The sequence below is a fragment of the Microbacterium sp. JB110 genome (assembly GCF_003335195.1).
Classification (GTDB): domain Bacteria; phylum Actinomycetota; class Actinomycetes; order Actinomycetales; family Microbacteriaceae; genus Microbacterium.
This window is the reverse complement of the sequence record NZ_QPGM01000005.1, coordinates 152,460-173,685: the sequence shown is the minus strand read 5'-3', so window position 1 is coordinate 173,685 and position 21,226 is coordinate 152,460. Positions and strand designations below refer to the sequence as shown.

22 protein-coding genes are annotated in these 21,226 nt (G+C 67.1%); 8 read left to right on the top strand and 14 right to left on the bottom strand.

Annotated features, from left to right (window positions below; all coding sequences use genetic code 11):
• The first annotated feature begins 28 nt into the window (after window positions 1–28).
• Both CIK77_RS10675 and CIK77_RS10670 read left to right on the top strand, forming a co-directional pair.
• Window positions 29–2,761 (top strand): DUF3427 domain-containing protein, encoded by a 2,733-nt coding sequence (locus CIK77_RS10675; protein WP_258861468.1) that lies wholly within the window; start codon window positions 29–31, stop codon window positions 2,759–2,761.
• A 217-nt stretch (window positions 2,762–2,978) separates the two neighbouring features.
• On the top strand, window positions 2,979–3,797 hold the full coding sequence (locus CIK77_RS10670) for an SseB family protein (protein ID WP_087055941.1): 819 nt from the start codon (window positions 2,979–2,981) through the stop codon (window positions 3,795–3,797).
• Between the two features lie 4 nt (window positions 3,798–3,801).
• Here the strand turns inward: CIK77_RS10670 and CIK77_RS10665 are convergent, their stop codons facing one another.
• The 6 genes from CIK77_RS10665 to CIK77_RS10640 form a co-directional block, all read right to left on the bottom strand.
• Complete coding sequence (locus CIK77_RS10665) at window positions 3,802–4,764, bottom strand: NAD(P)-dependent alcohol dehydrogenase (protein WP_087055942.1); 963 nt, start codon at window positions 4,762–4,764, stop codon at window positions 3,802–3,804.
• Window position 4,765: 1 nt separating this feature from the next.
• The gene (locus tag CIK77_RS10660) at window positions 4,766–4,987 is read right to left on the bottom strand and encodes a helix-turn-helix transcriptional regulator (RefSeq protein ID WP_087055943.1); all 222 of its coding nucleotides are present in this window, start codon (window positions 4,985–4,987) and stop codon (window positions 4,766–4,768) included.
• Window positions 4,981–5,412: a hypothetical protein gene (locus CIK77_RS17680; RefSeq protein ID WP_087055944.1), complete on the bottom strand. Its 432-nt coding sequence runs from the start codon at window positions 5,410–5,412 to the stop codon at window positions 4,981–4,983. The genes CIK77_RS10660 and CIK77_RS17680 overlap by 7 nt, the downstream gene beginning before the upstream one ends.
• 126 nt (window positions 5,413–5,538) lie before the next feature.
• Window positions 5,539–5,820 (bottom strand): GNAT family N-acetyltransferase, encoded by a 282-nt coding sequence (locus CIK77_RS10650; protein ID WP_087055945.1) that lies wholly within the window; start codon window positions 5,818–5,820, stop codon window positions 5,539–5,541.
• Between the two features lie 89 nt (window positions 5,821–5,909).
• Window positions 5,910–7,118, bottom strand: a complete 1,209-nt coding sequence (locus CIK77_RS10645) for a type II toxin-antitoxin system HipA family toxin (protein WP_087055946.1) — start codon at window positions 7,116–7,118, stop codon at window positions 5,910–5,912.
• A complete protein-coding gene (locus tag CIK77_RS10640; RefSeq protein WP_087055947.1) occupies window positions 7,115–7,414 on the bottom strand; it encodes a helix-turn-helix domain-containing protein in 300 nt (99 codons plus the stop codon). The genes CIK77_RS10645 and CIK77_RS10640 overlap by 4 nt, the downstream gene beginning before the upstream one ends.
• 599 nt (window positions 7,415–8,013) lie before the next feature.
• Here CIK77_RS10640 and CIK77_RS10635 point away from each other — a divergent pair.
• The 4 genes from CIK77_RS10635 (at window position 8,014) to CIK77_RS10620 (ending at window position 11,176) form a co-directional block, all read left to right on the top strand.
• Window positions 8,014–8,733, top strand: a complete 720-nt coding sequence (locus CIK77_RS10635) for a winged helix-turn-helix domain-containing protein (protein ID WP_087055948.1) — start codon at window positions 8,014–8,016, stop codon at window positions 8,731–8,733.
• Window positions 8,734–8,830: 97 nt separating this feature from the next.
• Window positions 8,831–9,805, top strand: coding sequence for a DNA-3-methyladenine glycosylase family protein (locus CIK77_RS10630; RefSeq protein WP_249268680.1), 975 nt, complete (start codon window positions 8,831–8,833; stop codon window positions 9,803–9,805).
• A gap of 45 nt (window positions 9,806–9,850) precedes the next feature.
• Entirely contained in the window at window positions 9,851–10,045 is a 195-nt protein-coding gene (locus tag CIK77_RS10625) for a hypothetical protein (RefSeq protein WP_140403561.1), read from the top strand.
• Window positions 10,046–10,342: 297 nt separating this feature from the next.
• A complete protein-coding gene (locus CIK77_RS10620) occupies window positions 10,343–11,176 on the top strand; it encodes a hypothetical protein (RefSeq protein ID WP_087055950.1) in 834 nt (277 codons plus the stop codon).
• 17 nt (window positions 11,177–11,193) lie between these two features.
• On the opposite strand, the gene CIK77_RS10615 is transcribed toward CIK77_RS10620, so the two are convergent.
• The 4 genes from CIK77_RS10615 to CIK77_RS10600 are packed head-to-tail and all read right to left on the bottom strand — an operon-like array spanning window position 11,194 to window position 15,030.
• Complete coding sequence (locus CIK77_RS10615; protein WP_087055951.1) at window positions 11,194–11,952, bottom strand: iron ABC transporter ATP-binding protein; 759 nt, start codon at window positions 11,950–11,952, stop codon at window positions 11,194–11,196.
• A complete protein-coding gene (locus CIK77_RS10610) occupies window positions 11,949–12,974 on the bottom strand; it encodes an iron chelate uptake ABC transporter family permease subunit (protein ID WP_087055952.1) in 1,026 nt (341 codons plus the stop codon). Before CIK77_RS10610 ends, CIK77_RS10615 begins: the two co-directional genes overlap by 4 nt.
• Complete coding sequence (locus tag CIK77_RS10605) at window positions 12,964–13,974, bottom strand: ABC transporter permease (RefSeq protein WP_249268681.1); 1,011 nt, start codon at window positions 13,972–13,974, stop codon at window positions 12,964–12,966. The genes CIK77_RS10610 and CIK77_RS10605 overlap by 11 nt, the downstream gene beginning before the upstream one ends.
• Before the next feature lie 36 nt (window positions 13,975–14,010).
• Window positions 14,011–15,030, bottom strand: a complete 1,020-nt coding sequence (locus CIK77_RS10600) for a siderophore ABC transporter substrate-binding protein (protein WP_087055953.1) — start codon at window positions 15,028–15,030, stop codon at window positions 14,011–14,013.
• Between the two features lie 169 nt (window positions 15,031–15,199).
• Between CIK77_RS10600 and bcp the strand changes: the two genes are divergently transcribed.
• On the top strand, window positions 15,200–15,673 hold the full coding sequence (gene bcp, locus CIK77_RS10595) for a thioredoxin-dependent thiol peroxidase (RefSeq protein ID WP_087055954.1): 474 nt from the start codon (window positions 15,200–15,202) through the stop codon (window positions 15,671–15,673).
• 114 nt (window positions 15,674–15,787) lie between these two features.
• Here bcp and CIK77_RS10590 read toward each other — a convergent pair whose 3' ends face one another.
• From CIK77_RS10590 to CIK77_RS10580, 3 genes are all read right to left on the bottom strand, one after another.
• On the bottom strand, window positions 15,788–16,213 hold the full coding sequence (locus tag CIK77_RS10590; protein ID WP_087055970.1) for a pyridoxamine 5'-phosphate oxidase family protein: 426 nt from the start codon (window positions 16,211–16,213) through the stop codon (window positions 15,788–15,790).
• A gap of 31 nt (window positions 16,214–16,244) precedes the next feature.
• Window positions 16,245–17,168, bottom strand: coding sequence for a universal stress protein (locus CIK77_RS10585; protein WP_087055955.1), 924 nt, complete (start codon window positions 17,166–17,168; stop codon window positions 16,245–16,247).
• A gap of 208 nt (window positions 17,169–17,376) precedes the next feature.
• Entirely contained in the window at window positions 17,377–18,168 is a 792-nt protein-coding gene (locus CIK77_RS10580) for an alpha/beta fold hydrolase (protein WP_087055971.1), read from the bottom strand.
• 130 nt (window positions 18,169–18,298) lie between these two features.
• On the opposite strand from CIK77_RS10580, the gene CIK77_RS10575 reads away from it, so the two are divergent.
• On the top strand, window positions 18,299–19,414 hold the full coding sequence (locus CIK77_RS10575; protein ID WP_087055972.1) for a serine hydrolase domain-containing protein: 1,116 nt from the start codon (window positions 18,299–18,301) through the stop codon (window positions 19,412–19,414).
• A 31-nt stretch (window positions 19,415–19,445) separates the two neighbouring features.
• On the opposite strand, the gene CIK77_RS10570 is transcribed toward CIK77_RS10575, so the two are convergent.
• Complete coding sequence (locus CIK77_RS10570; RefSeq protein ID WP_087055956.1) at window positions 19,446–21,224, bottom strand: ABC transporter ATP-binding protein; 1,779 nt, start codon at window positions 21,222–21,224, stop codon at window positions 19,446–19,448.
• Between the last annotated feature and the right edge of the window lie 2 nt (window positions 21,225–21,226).

Sequence of the window (21,226 nt, the reverse complement as noted above, 5' to 3'; positions counted from 1 at the left end):
CGACGATTTTCTTTTCTCGGTCGCATTTGTGTCCCCTCGCGCAATCGCGCTACTCAAGCAGGAGCTGGTCGATCATTGCGCCGCAGGCCGGACCGGCACGATCGTAACGTCCGACTTCCTCGGGTTCAACAACCCGCGGGCGTTCGAAGAGCTCCTGCTGCTTCGCGAGGAGTTGGGGATCGACGTCCGGCTCCACGAGTCGAAGGCATTCCACCCGAAGGGATACGTCTTCCGCACCGACGCTGCGGTGACCGCCATGATGGGGAGCTCGAACTTCACAGAGGCCGCGCTCGTCGACAACCATGAGTGGAACCTCAAAGTATCCGCGACAGACGACAGCGACCTCGCTCGTCAGCTCGAGTCGCTCATCACGCAGCAAGTATCCGAATCGACGCCACTCAGCCGGGATTGGATCGAGCAGTACCGCTCACGCTATGTCCCGCCGACCCCGCGACCGCACTCACCGCAGCTTCCTCCCAATCAGTCAACGCATCGTGCCGGCCTGATCACGCCGAATCCCATGCAGGAAGACGCGCTGGCTTCTCTCGAAAGAATCCGCAAGAGCGGCGCGCGACGCGCGCTCATTATCTCAGCGACGGGAACGGGCAAGACGATATTGTCAGCCCTTGACGCGCGAAGCTGCGCCCCGCGCCGCCTGCTCTTCGTCGTTCATCGCGAAACAATCCTCGACGCGAGCATCGAGGCGTATGCGCGCGTATTTGAGCGCGACCTCCACGATTTCGGAAAGTACACGGGGTCACGCAAGGAAGCAGACCGGCCGTTCGTCTTCGCCTCAGTACAGACGCTCGAACGTCATCTCGACGAGTTCTCGGCCGATGCGTTCGACTACATCATCATCGACGAGGCGCATCGATCGGCGGCTGAGAGCCACAAGCGCATTATCGACCACTTCGCGCCACAATTCCTTCTCGGAATGACGGCGACACCCGAGCGTACCGACGGCGCCAACATCTTTGAACTCTACGACTTCAACGTGGCATACGAAATCCGGCTCCAGCATGCTCTCGAGAACGATCTACTTGCCCCCTTCCACTACTACGGGATCGCCGACGTCACGCTTCCCGACGGAACGACGCTCGACGCCGATACTGATCCCACGCTGCTCGTCACGCCGGAACGCATCGACCATCTCGTACGCTCCCTTGAGACGTACACGCAAGCAGGAATCGAGCCGCGCGGCCTGATCTTCTGCGCCCGTACCGACGAGGCACGGCGCCTGTCAGACGCACTCAACGCGACCGTCTTCCGTGGGCGCCAGCTGCGGACGCTCGCGCTGACTGGCGATGACAGCAACGACGAACGCGAAGCGGCAATCCGGCGACTCGAGGACGACGGAACGGACGGACTTGACTACCTGCTGACGGTCGACATATTCAACGAGGGTGTCGACATCCCCACCATCAACCAGGTGATCATGCTTCGGCAAACCCAGTCGTCGATCGTTTTCGTTCAGCAGCTCGGGCGCGGGCTCCGCAAGGCCCCGCAGAAGGAGTACCTGGTGGTGCTCGACTTCATCGCCAACTACGCGAACAACTACATGATCCCGATCGCTCTGTTCGGAGATGAGTCGCTCAACAAAGAATCGCTGCGGAAGTCCCTCGTGACCGCGGAAGAGCGTGGTGTCCTTCCTGGCCTCTCGAGCGTTCGATTCGACAGGATCTCCCAGGAACGGGTACTCGCCGCAATCAGCAATGCGCGGCTCGACGATGCCCGGCAGCTGCAGAATTCGATCCGCTCGATGCATGCCCGCCTCGGCTCTCCGCCGAGGCTGTGGGACTTTTGGCGATTCGAATCGACCGACCCGGTCGTCCTCGCGAACAAGGACGAGACCTTCCTCCAACTACGTGACAAGGCGCTCGGCGAGAAGTCTGGGTTGAGCGACCGCGAGCACCGAATCCTCAAGTTTGTGACCCGCGAGCTCCTCACCGCCAAGCGTCCGCACGAGCTACTGATCCTTCGCGAGCTCCTCAGCGGACGGGCGCTCGCTCAGGCGGATCTCGTTTCGTTGTTCACGCAACACGGATGCGACGTACCCACGCACGTGCTGGAGAGTCTCATCCGCATCTTCACGTTGCAGTTCCACACCGAGCCAGAGCGAGAGAAGACGTTCGGCGTCCCGTTGGCCGAGCTCCACTCCTCCGAGCTTCGACTCACGCACGAGGCGTCAACGCTGCTTAGCGATACCCGTTCCCCTCTCCGACAGGGGGTCGACGACATCGTGAGGACCGGCCTCGCGCTGATCGCACGGCGCTACGGCACCGGAAACGTGCTCGTTCATGGGGCGCAGTACACGCGACGAGACGCATGCCGATTCCTCGGATGGGCGTCGAATCGTGAAGGCGTGATCAATGGCTACATGCCCGATCACGAGACGCGTACGTGCCCGATTTTCGTCACGCTCCACAAGGATGACGATGTGTCCGACAGCACGCGATATCAGGACGCGATCCTCGACCGCCGGCACCTGCACTGGTTCTCGAAGTCAAAGCGCACGCTTGCGAGCCAGGACGTGAGGCTGATCCTCAGTGGCGAGTACGCGCTCCCCGTATTCGTCAAGAAAGACGACGCGGAGGGAAAGGCCTTCTACTACCTGGGCGAGGCGCAGGCGTCAGACCCGGTTCAAACGACAATGCCGACGAGCGCCGGCGCGCCCCTGAGCGTTGTGACGATGACGCTCACCCTCGATCGCCCGCTCGATTCTGCCCTGTACGACTACTTCCACCCGACGCTCACGGTCTGACCGGACCGCTCCCGGCTTGGATCTCGCCTCCTCATCTCGAACACGTTGCTGATCCGCACGACGTGCCGCGTTGACCCCAAATCGAGCTCGCGCACCAGTGCCATCGCCTCGGCGGTCGTGTCGATGTGCCGCATGTTCCCAGCATGTGGACACTCCCCGACATCCGCCCGCCACGCCCTCATTCGCGAACGTCCCCACCCCCACGTACCGTGGAAGCATGACGTCAGACGAGCAGCCGAAGAACCTCGTGCAGAACGCCCGCGTGCAGGAAGCGCTGACCGCGTGGGGCGAGCGGAAGGATGCCCAGGCGCACAGCGACGTGCTGCGACGGGTCGCTTCTGGGAATCTTCTGCTCGACATCTCGAACTCCGAGTTCGCCGACCCTGAGAGCCCGATGCAGGAGGGCGACAAGCTCGCGGTCACGAGCGTGACCGACAACGACGGCAAGGATCTCCTGCTCGCCTTCACCGACAACCCGCGCCTCGAGGCCTTTGCGTCAGGCGCATCCGGGCACTCGCTTGCACAGCCCGCCGCGGCAACCCTCAGGATGGCGGCCGACCGCCACGACGGCATCGCGATCGACGCGGGAACGGACGGCGCCTTCATCGCCTACGGCGACGAGATCACGCGCGCGTTCGGCGACAACATCGACGACGCCGTGCGCCTCGCGTCCGCCATCGTCGACGGCGATGTCGAGATCAACGACTTCGTCACGATGCTCGGCGAATCCGTCATCTACATCGGCGGCATCCCGGTCGCCGATGACGACGGCGACACCATCGGGTACAACATCGCCACGGCGACGCGGCCCGACGGCGACACCCTGCACGCCGTGTTCACCAGCCCGGCCGAGCTCTGGGCATGGCAGCCGACGGCTGTCGCGCAGCCGACCACCCTCGACCGGATCGTCGCGTCGGCTCGTGAGGGCGACATGGCCGGTCTCGTCGTCAATCCGGTCGGACCGTCCGCCGAGCTGCGCATCGATCTGTTCGAGGACGGCTCGTCGAACGACGCCGACTCGGCACCAGAGGCGTAGGGCCTCACCCCACGCGCACAACCGTCTTCGCGGCGCCGTCCCCGCGGCCCAACGCGGCGAGCGCGTCTGCGGCATCCGACAACGCGAACTCCCGGTGCACGATAGGCCGCAGCTGCCCGGCTCTGACCAGATCGACGAGGTCATGCAAGTCCTGCGCCGACTCCGACGAGGTCAGCATCACCAGCCGCTGCGACACGAACGGGTTCCGCAGCGCGGCACCGATCGGGCGAGACAGACCACCCAGCGGTGCGTGCTCCGGCTCGGAGCCCACGATCACCAGCGCGCCCGACGGCGTCAGTGCCGCCCGCATCTCCCGCACCGGCCGGTGTCCGCCTGTGTCGATGATCACATCGAAGGCGCCCCGCCGCAGCGGGTCCTCGAGCCGGTAGTCGACCACCTCGTCCGCTCCCGCCTCGCGCGCGATCTCCGCCTTGCCCGCGCTGCACGCCGCCACCACGACTGCCCCGGCTGCCTTCGCGATCTGCACCGCGAAGTGCCCGACGCCTCCGCCCGCACCCAGCACGAGCACCCGGTCCCCCGACGAGACCCCAGCGGCATCGCGCACCGCATGCAGCGCGGTCGCGCCCGAGATCGGCATCGCCGCGGCCTCGACGAACGACAGCTCTTCCGGCTTCGGCGCCACCTCCACCCGACAGAACTCCGCGAGCGCCCCATCCGGTGCCGCTGCGACGCCGAACACCTCGTCACCCACCGCGACTCCGTCGACGCCAGCGCCGACTTCGTGCACGATGCCCGCGACGTCACCGCCCGGCACGCGCGGGCGGCGGATCGGAAAGAACCACCGGATGAACACCGGCCGTCCCTCGAGCAGGTGCACCGTGCCGGCGTCCACGGCCGCCGCACGCACACGCACGACCACCTCGTCGCTGCCGGCGACCGGCACCTCCCGCTCGACCTCGTTCAGAACATCCGGGCCGCCGTAGCGGGCCTGTTCGATCGCACGCATATCATTTCCCCTCCGGGTAGCCGAACACGTCATCAATCCCCACGCCGAGCGCCCTGGCGATCCGGAACGCCACCTCGAGCGACGGCGAGTACTTGCCCTGTTCGATCGCGATCAGCGTCTGCCGCGTCACGCCGACCCGCTCCGCCAGCTGCGCCTGCGTCATCTCGTCCGCCTCGGCCCTGATGCTCCGGATGCGGTTGGTCACGTTGGTCGGCTTCACCATGTCGGGTCGAACCCCTTCCGGTACGCCCAGATACGCGCGATCGACGCGAACACGAGCGAGGCGACCAACCCGATCGCGATCGTGTTCGCGATCCAGAAGTGCGCCGCCTCAGCCAGCGCAAGCGACAGTGCGATGACGGCACCGAGCACGGCGAACGCGTGCCCGATCCGTTCTGCCCACTTCTCGATCAGCAGATCCCGCTCGTCGCGCGTGCCGCCGAACGCCCCCAGCGCCGCGTGCAGCGCGACGGACACCACGACCACCGAGGCTGCCGTCACCAGCAGCGGCACCGCGTACGCCGCCTCCGCCAGCGGCGCGCTCCCCCGTCCGATCAGCACCACAGCCGCGTAGGCCGCCCAGCCGATCACCGCGACGATCAACTGTATCCAGGCGCTGCGCTCGCCCGGAGCGATATCACTCGACATCCCGACCTCCGATGTAAAGAAAACCCGACACGACAAAGCTTGGGCTCCCACACATCCGATGTCAAGGATTTTTTACACGTTGGGTCGTGCCGACGCCGCGGTCCGGCTTACCCGGTCGACAACTGCTCAGCGCGCGGCGAGCAGCTGCTGGCGATCCGGATGGTCGCGGAACCAGTCGGCCACGTACCAGCACACGGGAGAAACCGTGCGATCACCGCGTGCGGCGATCTCCTCGACGGCGCGCTCGGTCACAACCGCGGCGTACCCGTGCCCGCGATGCGCCGGATTGGTGAATGCGCGCACCAGCGCGACATCCGTTCCGTTGTCGCGATAGTCGAGCACGCTGAGCAGTTCGTCGCCGCGGCGCAGCTCGTAGCGCGAAGCGGCGGCATCATTGGCGAACATCATCTCTCCCACGCCATCAGCGTACGCCCGCGCACACCTGGTGGCGCCGCGCTCGTGGGGATCGCCGCTCCGCGCGGATTCGGGCGCCGCACTCATCCGCGGAGCATGCGCCGCCGGTTGATCAGCGCACGCTTCGTCTTTTGGAGAACGCCGGAATCGAACGGGAGAGCGTCCATCCCCTCAACCCACGCGTCGGCCGCGTCGGCGACGCTGTCGAGAACCCTCACCGCCGCGGGTTCGCGAATGCCCACCGCCGCGGCGAGCGCCAGAAACCGGCTTCGGCTGATGTTGCCATCGCGCCGCTCGTCCACGCGCAACGCCATCGTCGAGTCGCCGTAGATGAGGGTGCACGGGATGTCGTACGCCGGCGATGGGCGGTATCCGGCTCCGGTGTCAACGACCGAGAAGTTCTTCGCGTGCGCATCTCCGTTGCCCATCGCATACGCGAACACGATCTGCCGGTACAGCTCCAGTGCCGCCGGAGCCGGAGCCGCGCAGATTCGGGCAAGCGCAGTGATGAGGTCTTCGGTCGACACGCGATACTTCGCCTCCGGATGCAGCCCCAGCACCTGACAGCCGTCTTCAACGGCAAGGGCCTGCGCTCCCGCACGCGACACGATCCTGTCGAATCTCTGCACCGCGAGCCCCTGCGCACCCTCAGCATCCGTCACGAGCTCCGCGCGCACCGCCTGCACGCGCGCGAGTTTCGCTGCCCCGAGGAAGTAGGCCTCGTTGGCGACGATATTCGCATACTCCGGCGGATTGAGCTTGAGGATGAACTCCCCCGACGCCGCGCGCACCGGCAGCGACAGCATGGTGAGACTGACCTTGTCCTGCACCCCGGCGAGCGCCCGCCGGTCGATCTCGATGTCGTAGCTGCGCATCAGATCGGCGAAACTCACCCGCCCGAAGTCACTGCCGTCCGTCTCCACGCGCGCGGACGCGCGCTCGAGACGGGCGCCCGCGGCGACGACCTGCACGTCACCAACCGGGTCGCTGCCCACAGCAACGAGCAGACCGAGCTCGTCATCGCTCGACGTCTTCACTGCCCGACGCAGTGCGCTCAGTCGCCGCCCTTCGGGAAGCAGTCCGGCGAAGAATGCGGGAACGGCACCGCCTGTGCTCACAACGGGCTCCGATGTCACCGGCAGAGTCGAGGCGATCGCACGCCCACGAGCGCGCACCCACTCGTCGGTGTATCGGAGCTCCACCCCGCGCTCGGTGCGCTCGAGCACGGCAGCAAGCGCACCCGCTTTGTACACATCGGCGCGCACGACGTCGGCGGCCGCGGCCATCATCATGACTCCTGCGCGAATCGCCGGAGCATCTCTTCTTCGACGACGACTCCGTCCCGCGTACCGGGCGTGATCTGCAGGTGCAGACCGAGCGCGTCGAGCACCGCTTCGGCCTTGGCAAGCTGCACCGTGCGTTTGCCCTCTTCGAGCTGCCGAACGAACCCGACAGAGCATCCCGCCAGCTCCGCAAGTTCTTCCTGACGCAGACCGAGTTCTTCTCGCGCCCCGAACACGGCGGCGGCGAGCCAGCCTCGCTCCTCGGCGCGGCGCGTGACGCTCGCGCGGCTCCTGCGCAGTTTCATACGGCCTCCATAATCACCACGATCATTGCGATCAATTCAGAATCGCATCGAACGGTGCATCCGTCAACCCTTAATCACCACATTGATATCCATTAGTGCCTAGCCGACGCCAGCAGAACCCTCGTCTCCGTCTGATAACCACGATCGCAGTGATCAGCGACATCCACAGGCGACGTCATCCGCACACCGGATGCAGAACGTCCGCTCGCCTCGTCACATCCGGTCAGAATGCGACATGTTTCGTCACGTGACAGCGAGATCTCTGTCACATTTGACACGCCGCGACACGCCGGGCAATAATCATCGGCATGTCTCACAACGCAACGACCCTGTCCGCCTGGGAGGCGAACGGAGTTACCGGGATGATGATGCCCGGTCGCGTTGTCATGTGTTGTCGAATGTGCGGCTGACTGCCTTCTGCAGCTGCCCACCCGCTCACCGGCCCAGATGCCGTGAGTTCGAGCGCCGGCCGATCGGCCCGCTCCTCCCGCCCTCCTGATCCGCAGGGCACGCCGATTGACATCGGCACCGCTCGACCTCACCGGTCGACGCACACAGACACACGCCCGCACAGGGCAGACACCGAAAGCATCATCATCATGTCGAACGCAGTCGTTCTCAACCAGCAGTCCGCCGACCGCCGTCACCTCCGCGCCGTGCCCCCGCTCGACGAGCAGGCACAGGAGACCCCCGCCGCCTCGTCAGCCACGCACCTTCCCGCGGGCACCGCACCGCGCGGCTTCGCCCTCTACGTCGGGCTCGACGAGGTCAAGGCCGCCATCGACGGCGTCAGCCTTCCGGTGCTCGTCGACGCCCTGCGCCGTACGATCGCCGACCTCGCCCCCAGCGCCGACACATATGCCGCCGTCGCTCTCGCCCCCGAGCAGGCAGGCGGCCGCGACGTCGACGTCGTGCGCCTCGCCCTCAAGGAGCCAGGCGCCGTCCGCCGCCGCGAGCAGGAGGCACAGAAGACGCAGACCGCACAGGGCGTCGTCATCGATCTCTCCCGCAAGCGCATCGTGATCGACGGCGAGACCGCGACCCTCACATACAAGGAGTTCGAGCTGCTGCAGTACCTCGTGCTCCGCGAGGGCCACACGATCGAACGCTCCGAGCTCGTGAACTCGCTGTGGCAGGCCGGCGAGGAGGAGTCCCCCGGTGTGCGCACGATCGACGTGCACGTGCGACGCCTGCGCGCCAAGCTCGGCGCCTACGAGGACATCGTCCGCACCGTGCGCGGCCTCGGCTACCGCTTCGACCGCCACGCAGACGTCGCCGTCCGCTACGGCGCAGGCGCACCGTCGCCCGACGCGGTCTGAGCCTCGTTCGCTCGGAGTCGCCCCCAGCGGCGCGCGCCCTGACCGGCGCACAGCATCCGCACCCCTGAATGTCACAGGCGGCGCGTACCGTTGACACATGATCGCCGCATATGCCCTCGCTCCGCGGTTCCGGCCGCGCACGGAGCAGACGGCACCGGATGGCGGTGCGCGACTGGAGAGCGAGTATCGCCCCAACGGCTCGCTCGACCTGTTCGCGACGGTCGCCTGTCTCCAGCGGGGTCCTGGCGATCCGACGCAGACGATCGATCGGCCCGGCCGCATCATCTGGCGCGCCACGCGGACGCCGGAGGGCATCGCGACGCTCGCCCTGCGGCAGCGCGGCGACGGCACAGTGCGGCTTGCCGCGTGGGGGCCGGGGCGCGAGTGGGCGATCGCACAGGCTCCCGCCCTGTGCGGAGCGCACGACGACGCCGAGGGGTTCGACCCGCGCCACCCGCTCGTCGCCGAGGCTCACCACCGCAATCCCGGGCTCCGCCTGGGCCGCACAGACCTGCTCTTCGACGCGCTCGCGCAGGTCATCATCGAGCAGAAGGTCACGCTGCGCCAGGCGTTCGGCGCATGGCGGCAGATCGTGTCGCGCTTCGGCGAGCGCGCGCCTGGCCCGACACCCGTCGCGCTCTTCGCCCCGCCGACGCCCGAGGGCTGGCGGCGCATCCCCTCGTGGGCGTGGCATCGCGCGGGGCTCGAGCCGCCCCAGTCGCGCACGATCGTCGCCGTCGCCGCTCGCGCGCCCGGCCTGGAGCGCGCCGCGGCCCGCGGTCACCTCGACTCGGCCATGAGGAGCCTGTACGGCATCGGGGAATGGACGATCGCGGAGACGCGCATCAGGGCGCTGGGCGACCCCGATGCCGTCAGCGTCGGTGACTACCACCTCGCACACCACGTCGGCTATGCCCTCACGGGCCACCGCGTCGACGATGCCGGCATGCTCGAACTGCTCGCGCCATGGGCGGGGCAGCGGCAGCGGGTCATCCGGCTCATCGGCGCCTCGGGCATCGCCGAACCCCGGCGCGGCGCGCGCGTGCACATGGAAGACCACCGTGACCGCTGACCCCGCCGTTCGCGCCCGCACGCCTGCACGCGGCAGAATGGCCTCATGAGCCGATTGCGCACCCTCGCCTTCGCCCTGGCAGCGCTCGCGCTCGGTGCGCTCGTCGGCATCATCATGAGCAACATCTGGCTCGGTCTGACGATCGGCGTCATCATCGCGATCGTGCTGCTGATCAGCGGGCAGAGCAAGCGCGGCGGCAACCAGGGCGTGAACGACGACGACCACGGCATCGAGCTGTAGGCACGCTGCTCCGCCCGCTCCGGACGTCCGGATGCGACTCCCAGCGAATTCTGAGAACCGCTCTCACACGCGTCCGTTATCGGTTCGTTACCAAGCCCGCTCGAAGCCGCATGATCCGCACCGTGACGCGGATCATGCCTCGCCCCGCGAGACAAGCGCGCCCACAACGACTCTTGACACGCACAACCGCGTTCATATCATTCGTCCAGCGTCGCGGCAGGCCGCACTCAGGAACTGGATGAGAGGGTCGACGGATCCCGAAAGTAACGACACGGTAACGTCGACCCGAAAGCCGCTATGCCCCACGATTCGTCCCTCCCCGAGGCTGCTCCCGTCGCACCAGAGCGCGTCCAGAAGCCCCGCCGCGCTCTCCGCTTCGCCGCCCTCGGCGCGCTCGTAGCGGGAATCGTCGTCAGCGGCGCGATCGTCGTCTCCGCGCAGACTGCCGCTCATCCCGAGGCGACCGCCGGCGTCTCCACGGAAGCCGCGGATGAGTCGATCGAGCTGTCGATCGGCGCCGAGGAGCTCGGCGACGCCGAATCGGCGCTGGACAAGGCGAAGACCGCGCTCAGCGGTGCCGCCTCCAGCGTCGACACGGACGACCTCGAGGCGTACGTGGGCGAGCTCACGGACTACGAAGAGCTCCCCCGCGACCAGGTCATCGGGCTCACCGCGAGCGCGTCCAGCGAGGCACAGGCTGTCGTCACCGCGACGGCACAGCTGCACGAACAGAAGGCACTCGAGGAGCAGCGCAAGCAGGAGGAGCGCAAAGCCGCGAAGGAGGCTGAGCGCAAAGCCGCCGAGGCGATCACGAACGCACAGTCGCCCGCCGGCGCGCGAGCGGCCGCACAGGACATCGCCGCAAACGAGTTCGGCTGGGGCTCCGACCAGTTCGGCTGCCTGTCGAACCTGTGGCAGAAGGAATCCGGCTGGAACTACCAGGCCACCAACCCCTCGAGCGGCGCGTACGGCATTCCCCAGTCGCTCCCCGGCGCGAAGATGTCCACGGTCGCCGGTGACTGGCAGACCAACCCGCTCACGCAGATCCGGTGGGGCCTGACGTACATCCAGGCGACATACGGCGCCCCGTGCGCGGCATGGGGGCACTCCCAGTCCGTCAACTGGTACTGAAGCGCGGGCCTGCCCGTTCAGCTGTAGTACAGCGCGACGGGCCTGCCGTCGATCTGGCGCACGTCCACTTCGGTGTCGTAGACGCGGCCCAGGACATCCGGGGTCATGATCTCGTCACGACCGGCGTCGGCGACCACTCGGCCGTCGCGCATCGCAATGATCCGGTCGCTGTGCGTCGAGGCGAAGTTGATGTCGTGCAGCACGATGATGATGCGCTTGCCGAGCTCGTCGGCCATCCGGCGCACGAGCCGCATGATCTCGGACATGTGCTTCAGATCGAGGTTGTTGAGCGGCTCGTCCAGCAGCACGTACTTCGTGTCCTGCGCGAGCACCATCGCGACGAACGCACGCTGACGCTGACCGCCGGACAGCTCGTCGAGGAAACGTCCGCGGAGGTCGCCGAGGTCGAGGTAGTCGATCGCCTCGTCGATCTTGTCGCGGTCCTCGGTCGTCAGCCTGCCCTGCGAGTGCGGGAAGCGGCCGAACTCCACCAGATCCGCCACCGTCAGGCGTGCGGCGATCGTGTTGTCCTGTCGCAGCACGGCGATCGTCCGCGCCAGGTCGCGGCTCGCCGCTCGGGACACGCTCTGTCCGTCGATGCGGATGTCGCCGGCATCCGGCGCGATCAGGCGCCCGACGATTCCGAACAGCGTCGACTTGCCCGCGCCGTTCGGCCCGATCAGCGCCGTGACGCCCTCACCGCCGAGCTCGAGCGAGACGTCGTCGAGCACGGTCGTTCCGTTGTAGCGCTTGGTGGCGCCGTCGAGCACGATCATCGCGCCCCCTTTCGCAGCACGAGATAGAGGAAGAACAGGCCGCCGGCGAACTCGATGATGGTCGAGAGCGCGCCGCCGAAGCCGAACAGCTGCTCGAGCAGGATCTGGCCGCCGAGCAGACACACCATGCCGAGGAGGACTGCGACCGGAAGGGTCCAGCGGTGCCGGAACGAACCGGCGTACGAGTACGCGAGGTTCGCCACGATCAGTCCGAAGAACAGGATCGGGCCGACCAGCGCGGTGGAAGCGGCCACCATGACCGACACGACCAGGAACAGCACCATCACCATCCGGCGATGGTTGATGCCCAGCCCGATCGCCACCGGCTCGCCGAGCGTGAGCACGTCGAGCTTCGACAGCAGCGGCACCAGCACAGCGCCTCCTGCGGCGACGAGCAGCGCCGTGAACACGAGCAGCGTCGGGTCGGGTCGGGTGAGCGAGGCGAACATCGCGTCGGTGACGACCTGGAAGTCGAGCGGGTCGAGCATGCGCTGCAACCACTCGGTGATGCTGCGGAAGAACGTGCCGAGCACGATGCCGACCAGCAGCATCAGGTGGATCGAGCGCCGTCTGCCGCCGAACATCCACGTGAACAGGATCACGCTGAAGCCGACCATGACGCCGACCTGCAGCACCCACAGCGTCATGCTGTCTGCAGCGAGGAAGCCGGTGGCGCCGAAGGCGAACACCATCGCCGTCGTGATCAGGCCGTAGAACGAGTCGAATCCCATGATCGACGGGGTGAGGATGCGGTTCTGCGTGATGGTGTGGAACACGACAGTCGAGATGCCGACAGCGGTGGCGACGACGGCCATCGCGGCGATCGTCAGGCCCCGGATCTTCGCGGCGAAGGCGTAGGAGCCGGGAACGTCGTAGAGCAGGTAGAACACGGCGAGCGCAGCGACGACCGCGCCCAGCAGTGCCAACCGCCGCGCCGGGCTCGCCCAGAGGCTCCGGATGCCGCGGCGCGGCGCGGCATCCGACGCTGCGCCTGTGGAAGCGGTGCGGATGTCAGTGGACACGACCCCTCCTTCGCAGCAGGAGCCACAGGAACAGGCCCGCCCCGATCACGCCGACGACGACCGAGAGCGGGATCTCGTAGGGGAACCGCACGAGGCGTGCGACGATGTCGCAGGCGACGACGAACACTGCGCCGAGTCCGGCGACCCATGGGATCGCTCTGCGCACGTTGTCGCCGATGATGAGGCTGACGATGTTCGGCACGACCAGCCCGAGGAAGGGCAGCATGCCCGCCGTGACCAGCACGCATGCCGTGATCACGGCGATGAGGATCATGCCGATCGCGATGACGCGACGATAGTTCAGGCCGAGATTGGTCGCGAACTCCTCCCCCATGCCGATCACGCTGAACCGGTCGGCGGCGATCCATGCGATGACGACCATCGCCCCGGCGATCCAGAGGAACTCGTATCGGCCGCGCATCACCGTCGCGAACGAGCCCTGCGACCACTGACCGAGCGACTGCAGCAGGTCGAGCCTGTAGGCGAAGAACGTCGTCACCGCACCGACGACCCCGCCGAGCATGATGCCGACCAGCGGCACCAGCACGAGCGATCGCACGGGAACGAACCGGATGATCCGCAGGAACACCCAGGTGCCGAACAGTGCGCACACGGCGACCACGGCCATCCGGAGCACGATCGGCATGCCGGGGAAGAACACCAGCGCGGCGAGCATGCCGAGCGCGCCGAATTCCGTCACGCCCGTCGTCGACGGCTCGACGAACTTGTTGCGCACGAGCATCTGCATGATCAGGCCGGCGATGCCGAGCGATGCACCGACCAGTATGAGCGCGAGCGTGCGCGGCATGCGGCTCGCAGCGAGCAGGAACAGCGCGTCCTCATCGCGCGAGGCGATGGCGCCGAGGGACACGGATTCCGAGGCTCCGATGAGCAGGCTCATGGCGGCCAGCACCACGAGGAACACGCCGATGAGCACCCCCACCCAGGTGCGCACGGGGCGCCGGGTGGGGGTGCTCTTGGCTGTGGCGGTCGTCGTCACGACGATGCCGGTACCGCGGTCACGAACGACTGCGGATCAGGAGATCGCGTTCGCGATGTCGTCGATCATGATCTGCGCGGTCTCGAGACCGCCGAACACGATGTACCAGGCGGTCGGGTCGAGGTAGACGATCTGGTCGTTCTCCCACGCCGTGGTGCTGTGCACGATCTCGTTGTCGAGCACGACCTCGGCAGTCTGAGCGCCCTCCTCGGCGACGGCCGCGTTGCGGTCGGTGACGAAGAGGTAGTCGGGGTCGTAGTCCTCGAGGAATTCGAACGAGACCGGCTCACCGTGCGTGGCTTCCTCGATGTCGTCGGTGATCGGCTGCACGCCGAAGACGTCGTAGACGAGGCCGCCGCGGAGGTTGCGGCCGGAGTAGTCGCCATCGGAGGGCTTGAGTGCGCTGATGCTGTCGCCGGCGACCATCACACTGAGACCGGTGCCGATGTCGGCCGTCTTCGCCCTGACGTCCTCGATCTGCGCCTCGATGTCGTCGATCGCGGCCTGCGCCTCGTCCTCGGCGCCGAGCACCTCGCCGAGGAAGGCGGTGTTGCGCTCGAGCGTCTCTTCGAACGACCCCTCGGAGGAGAGGTTCACGGTAGGGGCGATCCCCTTGAGATCCTCGTAGAGCGCGGCGGAGCGGCCGGCCACGATGATCAGCTCGGGCTGGGCCGCTTCGATCTCGACGAGGTCCGCCTCGAAGAGGGTGCCTGCGTTGAAGGCGTCGTCTGCGACGCCGTCGGCCAGGTAGTCGGGCACGGAGTCGAGCGGGGCGCCGATCGCGGCGGGGCCGCCGAGTGCGGCCCAGGTGTCGAGCGAGGCCATGTCGAAGAAGACGACGCTCTCGGGGCTCTTCGGCACGTCGACCGTCTCCTCGACGTACTCCGGCTCTTCGTCCTCACCTGCCACGTTCTGCTGGAACGTGAACTCGATGGTCTCACCGCTGCCATCATCGCCGGAGGCGGCGTCGGCGTCGTTCGACGATGCGCAGCCGGCGAGCGCGAGCGCCGAGGCGGCGACGATGGACAGCGTCACGAGCGGACGGTTCAGAGCCATGTGTGTTCTCCTGTGTGGTCGGGCGCGCAGTGTGCAGCGCGCTCCGTGAGGGCGGTCGGATCGGAAGTTAGGGTAACCATACCTAGACCCGAATGTAGGTTAGCCTAACCACTCAACGTGCGCCAATCTCTGCGCGTCGCGCATTGCCAGCGGCACGTAACCTGGAGTCATGACTGATCAACTCATTCCGGGTAATCCCGCGCCAGAGTTCACATTGAACGACCAGGACGGCAACGCCGTCTCGCTCGCCGACTACCGTGGCAAGAACGTCGTGCTGTACTTCTACCCCGCGGCGATGACGCCGGGCTGCACCACACAGGCGTGCGACTTCCGCGACTCGATCTCCTCGCTCACCGGCGCCGGCTACTCCGTACTCGGCGTCTCCCGCGACGATCCGGCGAAGCTGAAGCAGTTCGCCGAGCGCGACGAGCTGCCTTTCCCGCTGCTGAGCGACCCCGATCACAGCGTGCACGAGGCGTACGCGACATGGGGCGAGAAGATGAACTACGGCAAGAAGGTCGAGGGCGTCATCCGCTCCACGTTCGTGATCGACGAGAACGGAACCGTCACCCACGCGCAGTACAACGTCAAGGCGACCGGCCACGTCGCACGCCTGCGCAAGCAGCTCGCCATCGACGCATAGCCGGCCAGCGCCGCGCCGCGCCGCGAGCGTACCTCTTTGTTTTCGAGTGGACCTTTTGGATCCGGATCCAAGTGGTACAGCCGATCACAAGGGGTACGCTCGCGCTGCCGGATGCTACGGCAGATTGTGGTCGGGCTCCTCTGACCTCCGGAACCATCGCCCGGTGATCCGGTCGGGCTCGATGCGCACATAGTTGCGCTTCATCGTCGGCACCCAGGGGCGCAGTTCCAGCGCGTCGGCCGCTTCGATCTCGGCAGACGTCTCGAGGCGCCGGGCGTGCCCTCTGACGACCACGCTCCACGCGGCGTCATCGCTGTGGCCGTCCGATTCGAACAGCACCGCGTCATCGATCGTGAGCTCGACCAGTTTCGACCCTTCTGCCGTGCGGAAGACGAGACTGCGGTCGTCGACAACGTAATTGACCGGGAAGATGTCGATCACGTCGCGCACGTGTGTCACGATGCGGCCGATGTCGGCGTCGCGCAATAGTGCCCATGACTGATCTTCGGTGAGGTCGTGCACTAGACCATTCGGATTCATGCGCGTCATCCCTTCGTCTCGGTCGCGCGCATCACGCGGGAACGACCATGATCGGCGCGTGGGAATGGTGCAGAACCGACCGCGAGACCGATCCGAGCAACGTGCTCATCACGGCGCCTCGGCCGTGCGTTCCCATCACCGTAAGCTGCGATCCTGCGGTGCGGTCGGCGAGCAGCGGTCGCGGCGGCCCCATCGCGACGGTCGTTTCGATCGTCAGATCCGGGAAGTCCTCTCGAAGAGGAACGACGCGGTCGCGCAACCGTTCCTCGAGTCCCATCCGCCGAGCCTCGACCACGTCCGAATCCACTGCAGCCTCGGGGTACCAGACGAACACGTAGTCCGAGGGCGGCAGCACCATGACGACATCGAGAACGGCACCGCGCGAGGAAGCGACATCGGCGGCTTCAGCCAGCACACCCTGACTCGCATCGGAGCCGTCCACCGCCGCAGTCACCGGCCCGTGGGGAACCGGCTGGTCCCCCACGACGATCGTGGGACAGGACGCGTGAGCCGGGATGGCCACGGCTACGGATCCCAGCACATGACCAAGGAAGCCGCCTCGCCCGCGCATGCCGACGACCAGCACGCGGGCCGATTCCGTGAGCTCCGCGAGAACGCCGACGGCATGACCGGCCTCGGCGCGGTAGACGATCTCACCCACGTAGTCGGCGAGACGTCCACGAGCGGCATCCAGGATCTCGAGGGCCTCCTCACGAGCCGTCACCGCGTCGGGGTGAGCCGGCATCGACGCGAGGTTCGCATAGAACCTCACCGGAATCGTGTACACGGTGACCACCGTGAGGACGACATTGCGTCGGTGGGCTTCATCCGCTGCGTAGTCGAGCGCCAGAGCGGCGTTCTCTGAGCCGTCGAATCCGACGAGCACGCCGAGGTCTTGTGCAGAAGAGTCAGCGCCTGAAGGGCCGGTTGACGCGGAGAAGGATTTACCGTTCATGGTGGGCTCCATTCAAGGCCTTCACGAGAAGGCGGGAGCACCGACCTCGAGCACTTGCGCCCTGCGTCGAAATCAGCCTACCACCGCTCTTCTCCGGCAGATAGGAGATCCCCGACGCGGCCACGCGCCGAACGTATTCTCTGTGATCGAGCGGCCTCTCCCATCCAGTTCCGCGGGCACGCTCGATCACAAGGGGCGCACTCGCGCGCTACCGGATGCCCAGGAACTCCAGGCCGGCCGCGCGGAAGTCGCGCGAGCCGGGGGCGTTGAAGTGCTGCCTGCCTGGTATCTCGTAGAAGTAGCCCTGAGGCGAGGCCTCGGCGAGGTGGCGCGACTGCTCCACGATCGAGTCCTTCGACCCGGTCGCGAACAGGATCCGCTGCTGGGGCGGGTCGCCGAGATCCGGATCGTCGTCGTCGAAGCGCATGCCCTCGGCGAGCGCGATCAGCGAACGCAGATCGTTGCCTGGCACGCGCTCGGCGAGGCGGACGTAGTTGATCGTGTCCGGATCGGTGACCTTCGTGCCCTGATCGAGATACGCATGCGCCTGCGCGAGATCGATGCGGCCGAGCGGCTTGCCATCCGGAATGCCCCCGAGCACTGCGCGCTCGAGGATGTGCGGCAGTGCGACCGCCGCATGCCAGCCGACGCGCGCGCCGAGCGAGTAGCCGAGATACGAGAACTCCTCCACGAGATAGGTGTCGAGCACGCTCTCGAGATCGCTGACGAGATGCTCCATCGAGAAGTCGTCCGGCTCGTGCGGCTTCTCGCTCGCCCCATGGCCGCGCTGGTCGATGCCGAGCACGCGGAACCCGGCGCGTGTGAGGTCGCGCACCCATCCGGTCGCCGCCCAGTTGTCGCGGCAGCTCGATGCGAACCCGTGCACGCACAGCACGGCCGGGGCATCCGGATCGCCCCACGAGTAGGTGGCGATGCGGAATCCGTCTCCGCTCATCACGAACTTCGGCTCGGGCATCTCAGTGATCAGCGGAAGTGCCATGCCCTTCATTGTGCTCCTCCGGCACCGCCCCACGAAATTCCGGTGCACAGGTCGGATGCAGTTCTCAGCCTGCGTCGGGGTATCCCCCTATCCGGGCGGTCGCGGACCTCGCTAGCGTGGGCTTGTGGACATGCCGAGACAGGAAGACCCGCGCGCACTGCGCGCCGCACTGGACGACCACATCGCGCGGGGCACCGCGCCGGGGATCGTGGTCACCACAGGAGATCCGAACGGCGGGCTCGAGACGATCGCCTCAGGTGATCTCGCCGAGGACGCGATCGTGCGGATCCAGTCGATGACCAAGCCCGTGACCGCCGCGGCCGCGCTGCAACTGGTGCAGGACGGGCGACTCGGCCTCGACGATGCCGTGGATCGCTGGCTCCCCGAACTCGCCGAGCGCCGGGTGCTGCGCACGCCGACGTCGCCGCTCGATGACACGGTTCCCGCCGACCGGCCGATCACTCTGCGTCACCTGCTCACGAATATGTCCGGGTACGGGATGATGACCGCCCCGTGCCCGCTGCAGGACGAGATGATCGCGAACCGCACCCAGGCGAGTCAGGACCCCGTCGAGCTCGGCGCGCAGGAGTGGCTGGACGCGCTGGCGTCGATGCCGCTCGCGTTCCAGCCGGGCACGGCGTGGCGCTACCACCACTCGTTCGGCCTGCTCGGCATCCTGCTCTCGCGCGTGACCGACAGTCCGCTCGATGAGCACCTGCGCGAGTTCCTGTTCGACCCGCTCGGCATGGTCGACACGGGGTTCGTCGTGCCGCAGGAGAAGGCGCACCGGCTTCCCGCCGCGCACCGCCATGACGGTTCAGGCGGGCTGACGCAGGCGGAGCCGGCCGGAGCCGGCTTCTACGTCGCACCGGCCGCCTTCGACCTCAGCCATGCCGAACTCGTCTCCACTGCCGCGGACTACGCGGCCTTCGCGCGCCTGCTGGCAGACGGCGGGCGGCACCATGGCCGCACGCTGCTCGATCCGGATCTGCTCGCCCAGTTGCGTACGGACCAGGTACCGGATGCCGCGAAAGCCGACGACAGCTTCTTCCCCGGCTTCTGGGACGGAACCGGATGGGGATGGGGCGTGTCCGTGCAGACCGCCGGCCCGCATCCAGGGCGATACGGCTGGTCAGGCGGCCTGGGCACCGACGTCTACATCGACCCCGACGGATCGTTCCGCGTCATCCTCACCCAGGTCGAGATGGGGGCCGAGGTGATGGGGCTGTTCGCCGACCTGCAGTAGTCCCGCACCCATCCGCGAGGGGACATCGCGCCTACAGCGTCGGCACGTTCGCGAGGAGCTCCTTCGTGTAGGCGTGCCGAGGGTTGTCGAGCACGTCGTCGACCGGACCGTCATCGACGATCGCACCGCGGTTGAGAACCGCGACGCGAGACGCGATGTGTCGTGCCAGCGCGATGTTGTGCGTCACGAACAGCATCGCCAGACCGCGCTCGGCCTGCAGCGTGTGCAGCAGTGAGATGATGCTCGCCTGCACCGACACGTCGAGCGCTGATGTGATCTCGTCGCAGACGAGCACGGATGGCATGTTCACGAGCGCCCGTGCGATGGCCGCGCGCTGACGTTCGCCGCCGGAGAGATCCCCTGGGCGCCTGTCGTAGAACTGACGGCCCAGCTGAACCGCGTCGAGCGCGTCTCTGACCCGCTCTCTCCGACCGTTGGCGCTCAGATCCCCCGACATCTCGAGCGGAACCGTCAGCGACTGCCCGAGGGTGCGACGCGGGTTGAGCGACGAGAACGGCGATTGGAAGATGTACTGGATCTGCTTGCGCTGCTCCGGCGTGCGGTGGCGCGTGGACCTCGCGAGTTCCTCTCCTCGATACTGCACCGAGCCGGTGTAGCTGCTGAGGATCCCCGAGATCGATCGGGCGAGCGTCGTCTTGCCCGAACCCGACTGGCCCAGGAGCAGGGTGCACTCCCCCGCGTTCACCTCCAGGTCGATGCCCCGCAGCACCTGGGTCTCTCCGTAGGTGAGACCCAGGTCGCGCACGGCGAGTGCAACCGCCGGCGTCTCGGCTGCGGCAGGAGAGGAAGGGCGCGACGTCACCTCGGCGGCGTTCGTCGGTGCCACCACGGGAAGCTCGCCCGTCAGGAACTCGGACGTGCGCGCATCCGTTGCCGTCAGCCTGCCGATCTGGTTTCTGCCTGCCAGGTCGGGAACAGCAGCGAGCAGGCGCCGCGTGTAGTCGTGCTGGGGTCTCTGCAGCACATCTGCGGTCGCGCCGACTTCGACGATCTCGCCGCGCAGCATCACGGCGACGCGATCGGCGATCTCCGAGACGACGGCGAGATCGTGCGTGATGTACAGACCGGCGACCCGGTTGTTCACCGTCATCTCTCGGATCGTCTCGAGCACCTGCTCCTGCGTCGAGACGTCGAGGCCCGTCGTCGGCTCGTCGAGCACGATCACGTCCGGATACATGGCGAACGCCATCGCGATGCCGATGCGCTGCTGCTGCCCGCCGGAGAGCTGGTGCGGCCACCGCTTCAGATAGGCGTCGTCGGCGGGAAGACCGACCTCCCGCAGCACCGATCGCACCCGTTCGACGCGCTCCGCCTCGGAGGAGCCGTATCCATGGATATCGAGCACCTCCCGGATCTGCTTGCCGACCCGGATGCCGGGGTTGAGCGAGAGCGCAGGGTCCTGCGGGATGTAGCTCACGCGCGTACCGCGCAGTCGACGCCGGGACGCCTCGTCGAGCGTCATCATCTCTGCGGGTGCTTCGCTGTGCGACGCATGCAGCGTGACGGTGCCGCCGGCGTGTGCGAGGCCGCGCCGGATGTGCCCGAGGATCGCGAGCCCCACCGTCGTCTTCCCCGAGCCCGATTCTCCGACCAGAGCGAGGATCTCCGCGGCTTTCAGATCGAGGTTCACGCCGTCCACAACGGCGGTCTCCGCCGCAGCCGTCGAGATCGTGAGGTCATCGACCTCCAGAATGTGCTCGTCGGCGGCCACACGAATGTGCCAGGCCGTGCCTTCGCTGCGGCTGCTGACCGTCTGCCGCTGCGCCGATCGCTGTCCCTGCTTCGCCATCA

Bases quoted from the DNA above. Each gene is read 5' to 3' on its own strand.
- CIK77_RS10620 (WP_087055950.1), top strand. From the start codon at position 10,343: ATGCCCCACGATTCGTCCCTCCCCGAGGCTGCTCCCGTCGCACCAGAG.
- CIK77_RS10600 (WP_087055953.1), bottom strand. From the start codon at position 15,030: ATGGCTCTGAACCGTCCGCTCGTGACGCTGTCCATCGTCGCCGCCTCG.
- CIK77_RS10660 (WP_087055943.1), bottom strand. From the start codon at position 4,987: ATGGTGAAGCCGACCAACGTGACCAACCGCATCCGGAGCATCAGGGCC.
- CIK77_RS10630 (WP_249268680.1), top strand. From the start codon at position 8,831: ATGATCGCCGCATATGCCCTCGCTCCGCGGTTCCGGCCGCGCACGGAG.
- CIK77_RS10625 (WP_140403561.1), top strand. From the start codon at position 9,851: ATGAGCCGATTGCGCACCCTCGCCTTCGCCCTGGCAGCGCTCGCGCTC.
- CIK77_RS10640 (WP_087055947.1), bottom strand. From the start codon at position 7,414: ATGAAACTGCGCAGGAGCCGCGCGAGCGTCACGCGCCGCGCCGAGGAG.
- CIK77_RS10590 (WP_087055970.1), bottom strand. From the start codon at position 16,213: ATGAATCCGAATGGTCTAGTGCACGACCTCACCGAAGATCAGTCATGG.
- CIK77_RS10575 (WP_087055972.1), top strand. From the start codon at position 18,299: ATGCCGAGACAGGAAGACCCGCGCGCACTGCGCGCCGCACTGGACGAC.
- CIK77_RS10585 (WP_087055955.1), bottom strand. From the start codon at position 17,168: ATGAACGGTAAATCCTTCTCCGCGTCAACCGGCCCTTCAGGCGCTGAC.
- CIK77_RS10580 (WP_087055971.1), bottom strand. From the start codon at position 18,168: ATGGCACTTCCGCTGATCACTGAGATGCCCGAGCCGAAGTTCGTGATG.
- CIK77_RS10670 (WP_087055941.1), top strand. From the start codon at position 2,979: ATGACGTCAGACGAGCAGCCGAAGAACCTCGTGCAGAACGCCCGCGTG.
- CIK77_RS17680 (WP_087055944.1), bottom strand. From the start codon at position 5,412: ATGTCGAGTGATATCGCTCCGGGCGAGCGCAGCGCCTGGATACAGTTG.
- CIK77_RS10635 (WP_087055948.1), top strand. From the start codon at position 8,014: ATGTCGAACGCAGTCGTTCTCAACCAGCAGTCCGCCGACCGCCGTCAC.
- bcp (WP_087055954.1), top strand. From the start codon at position 15,200: ATGACTGATCAACTCATTCCGGGTAATCCCGCGCCAGAGTTCACATTG.
- CIK77_RS10665 (WP_087055942.1), bottom strand. From the start codon at position 4,764: ATGCGTGCGATCGAACAGGCCCGCTACGGCGGCCCGGATGTTCTGAAC.
- CIK77_RS10615 (WP_087055951.1), bottom strand. From the start codon at position 11,952: ATGATCGTGCTCGACGGCGCCACCAAGCGCTACAACGGAACGACCGTG.
- CIK77_RS10650 (WP_087055945.1), bottom strand. From the start codon at position 5,820: ATGATGTTCGCCAATGATGCCGCCGCTTCGCGCTACGAGCTGCGCCGC.
- CIK77_RS10645 (WP_087055946.1), bottom strand. From the start codon at position 7,118: ATGATGATGGCCGCGGCCGCCGACGTCGTGCGCGCCGATGTGTACAAA.
- CIK77_RS10570 (WP_087055956.1), bottom strand. From the start codon at position 21,224: ATGGCGAAGCAGGGACAGCGATCGGCGCAGCGGCAGACGGTCAGCAGC.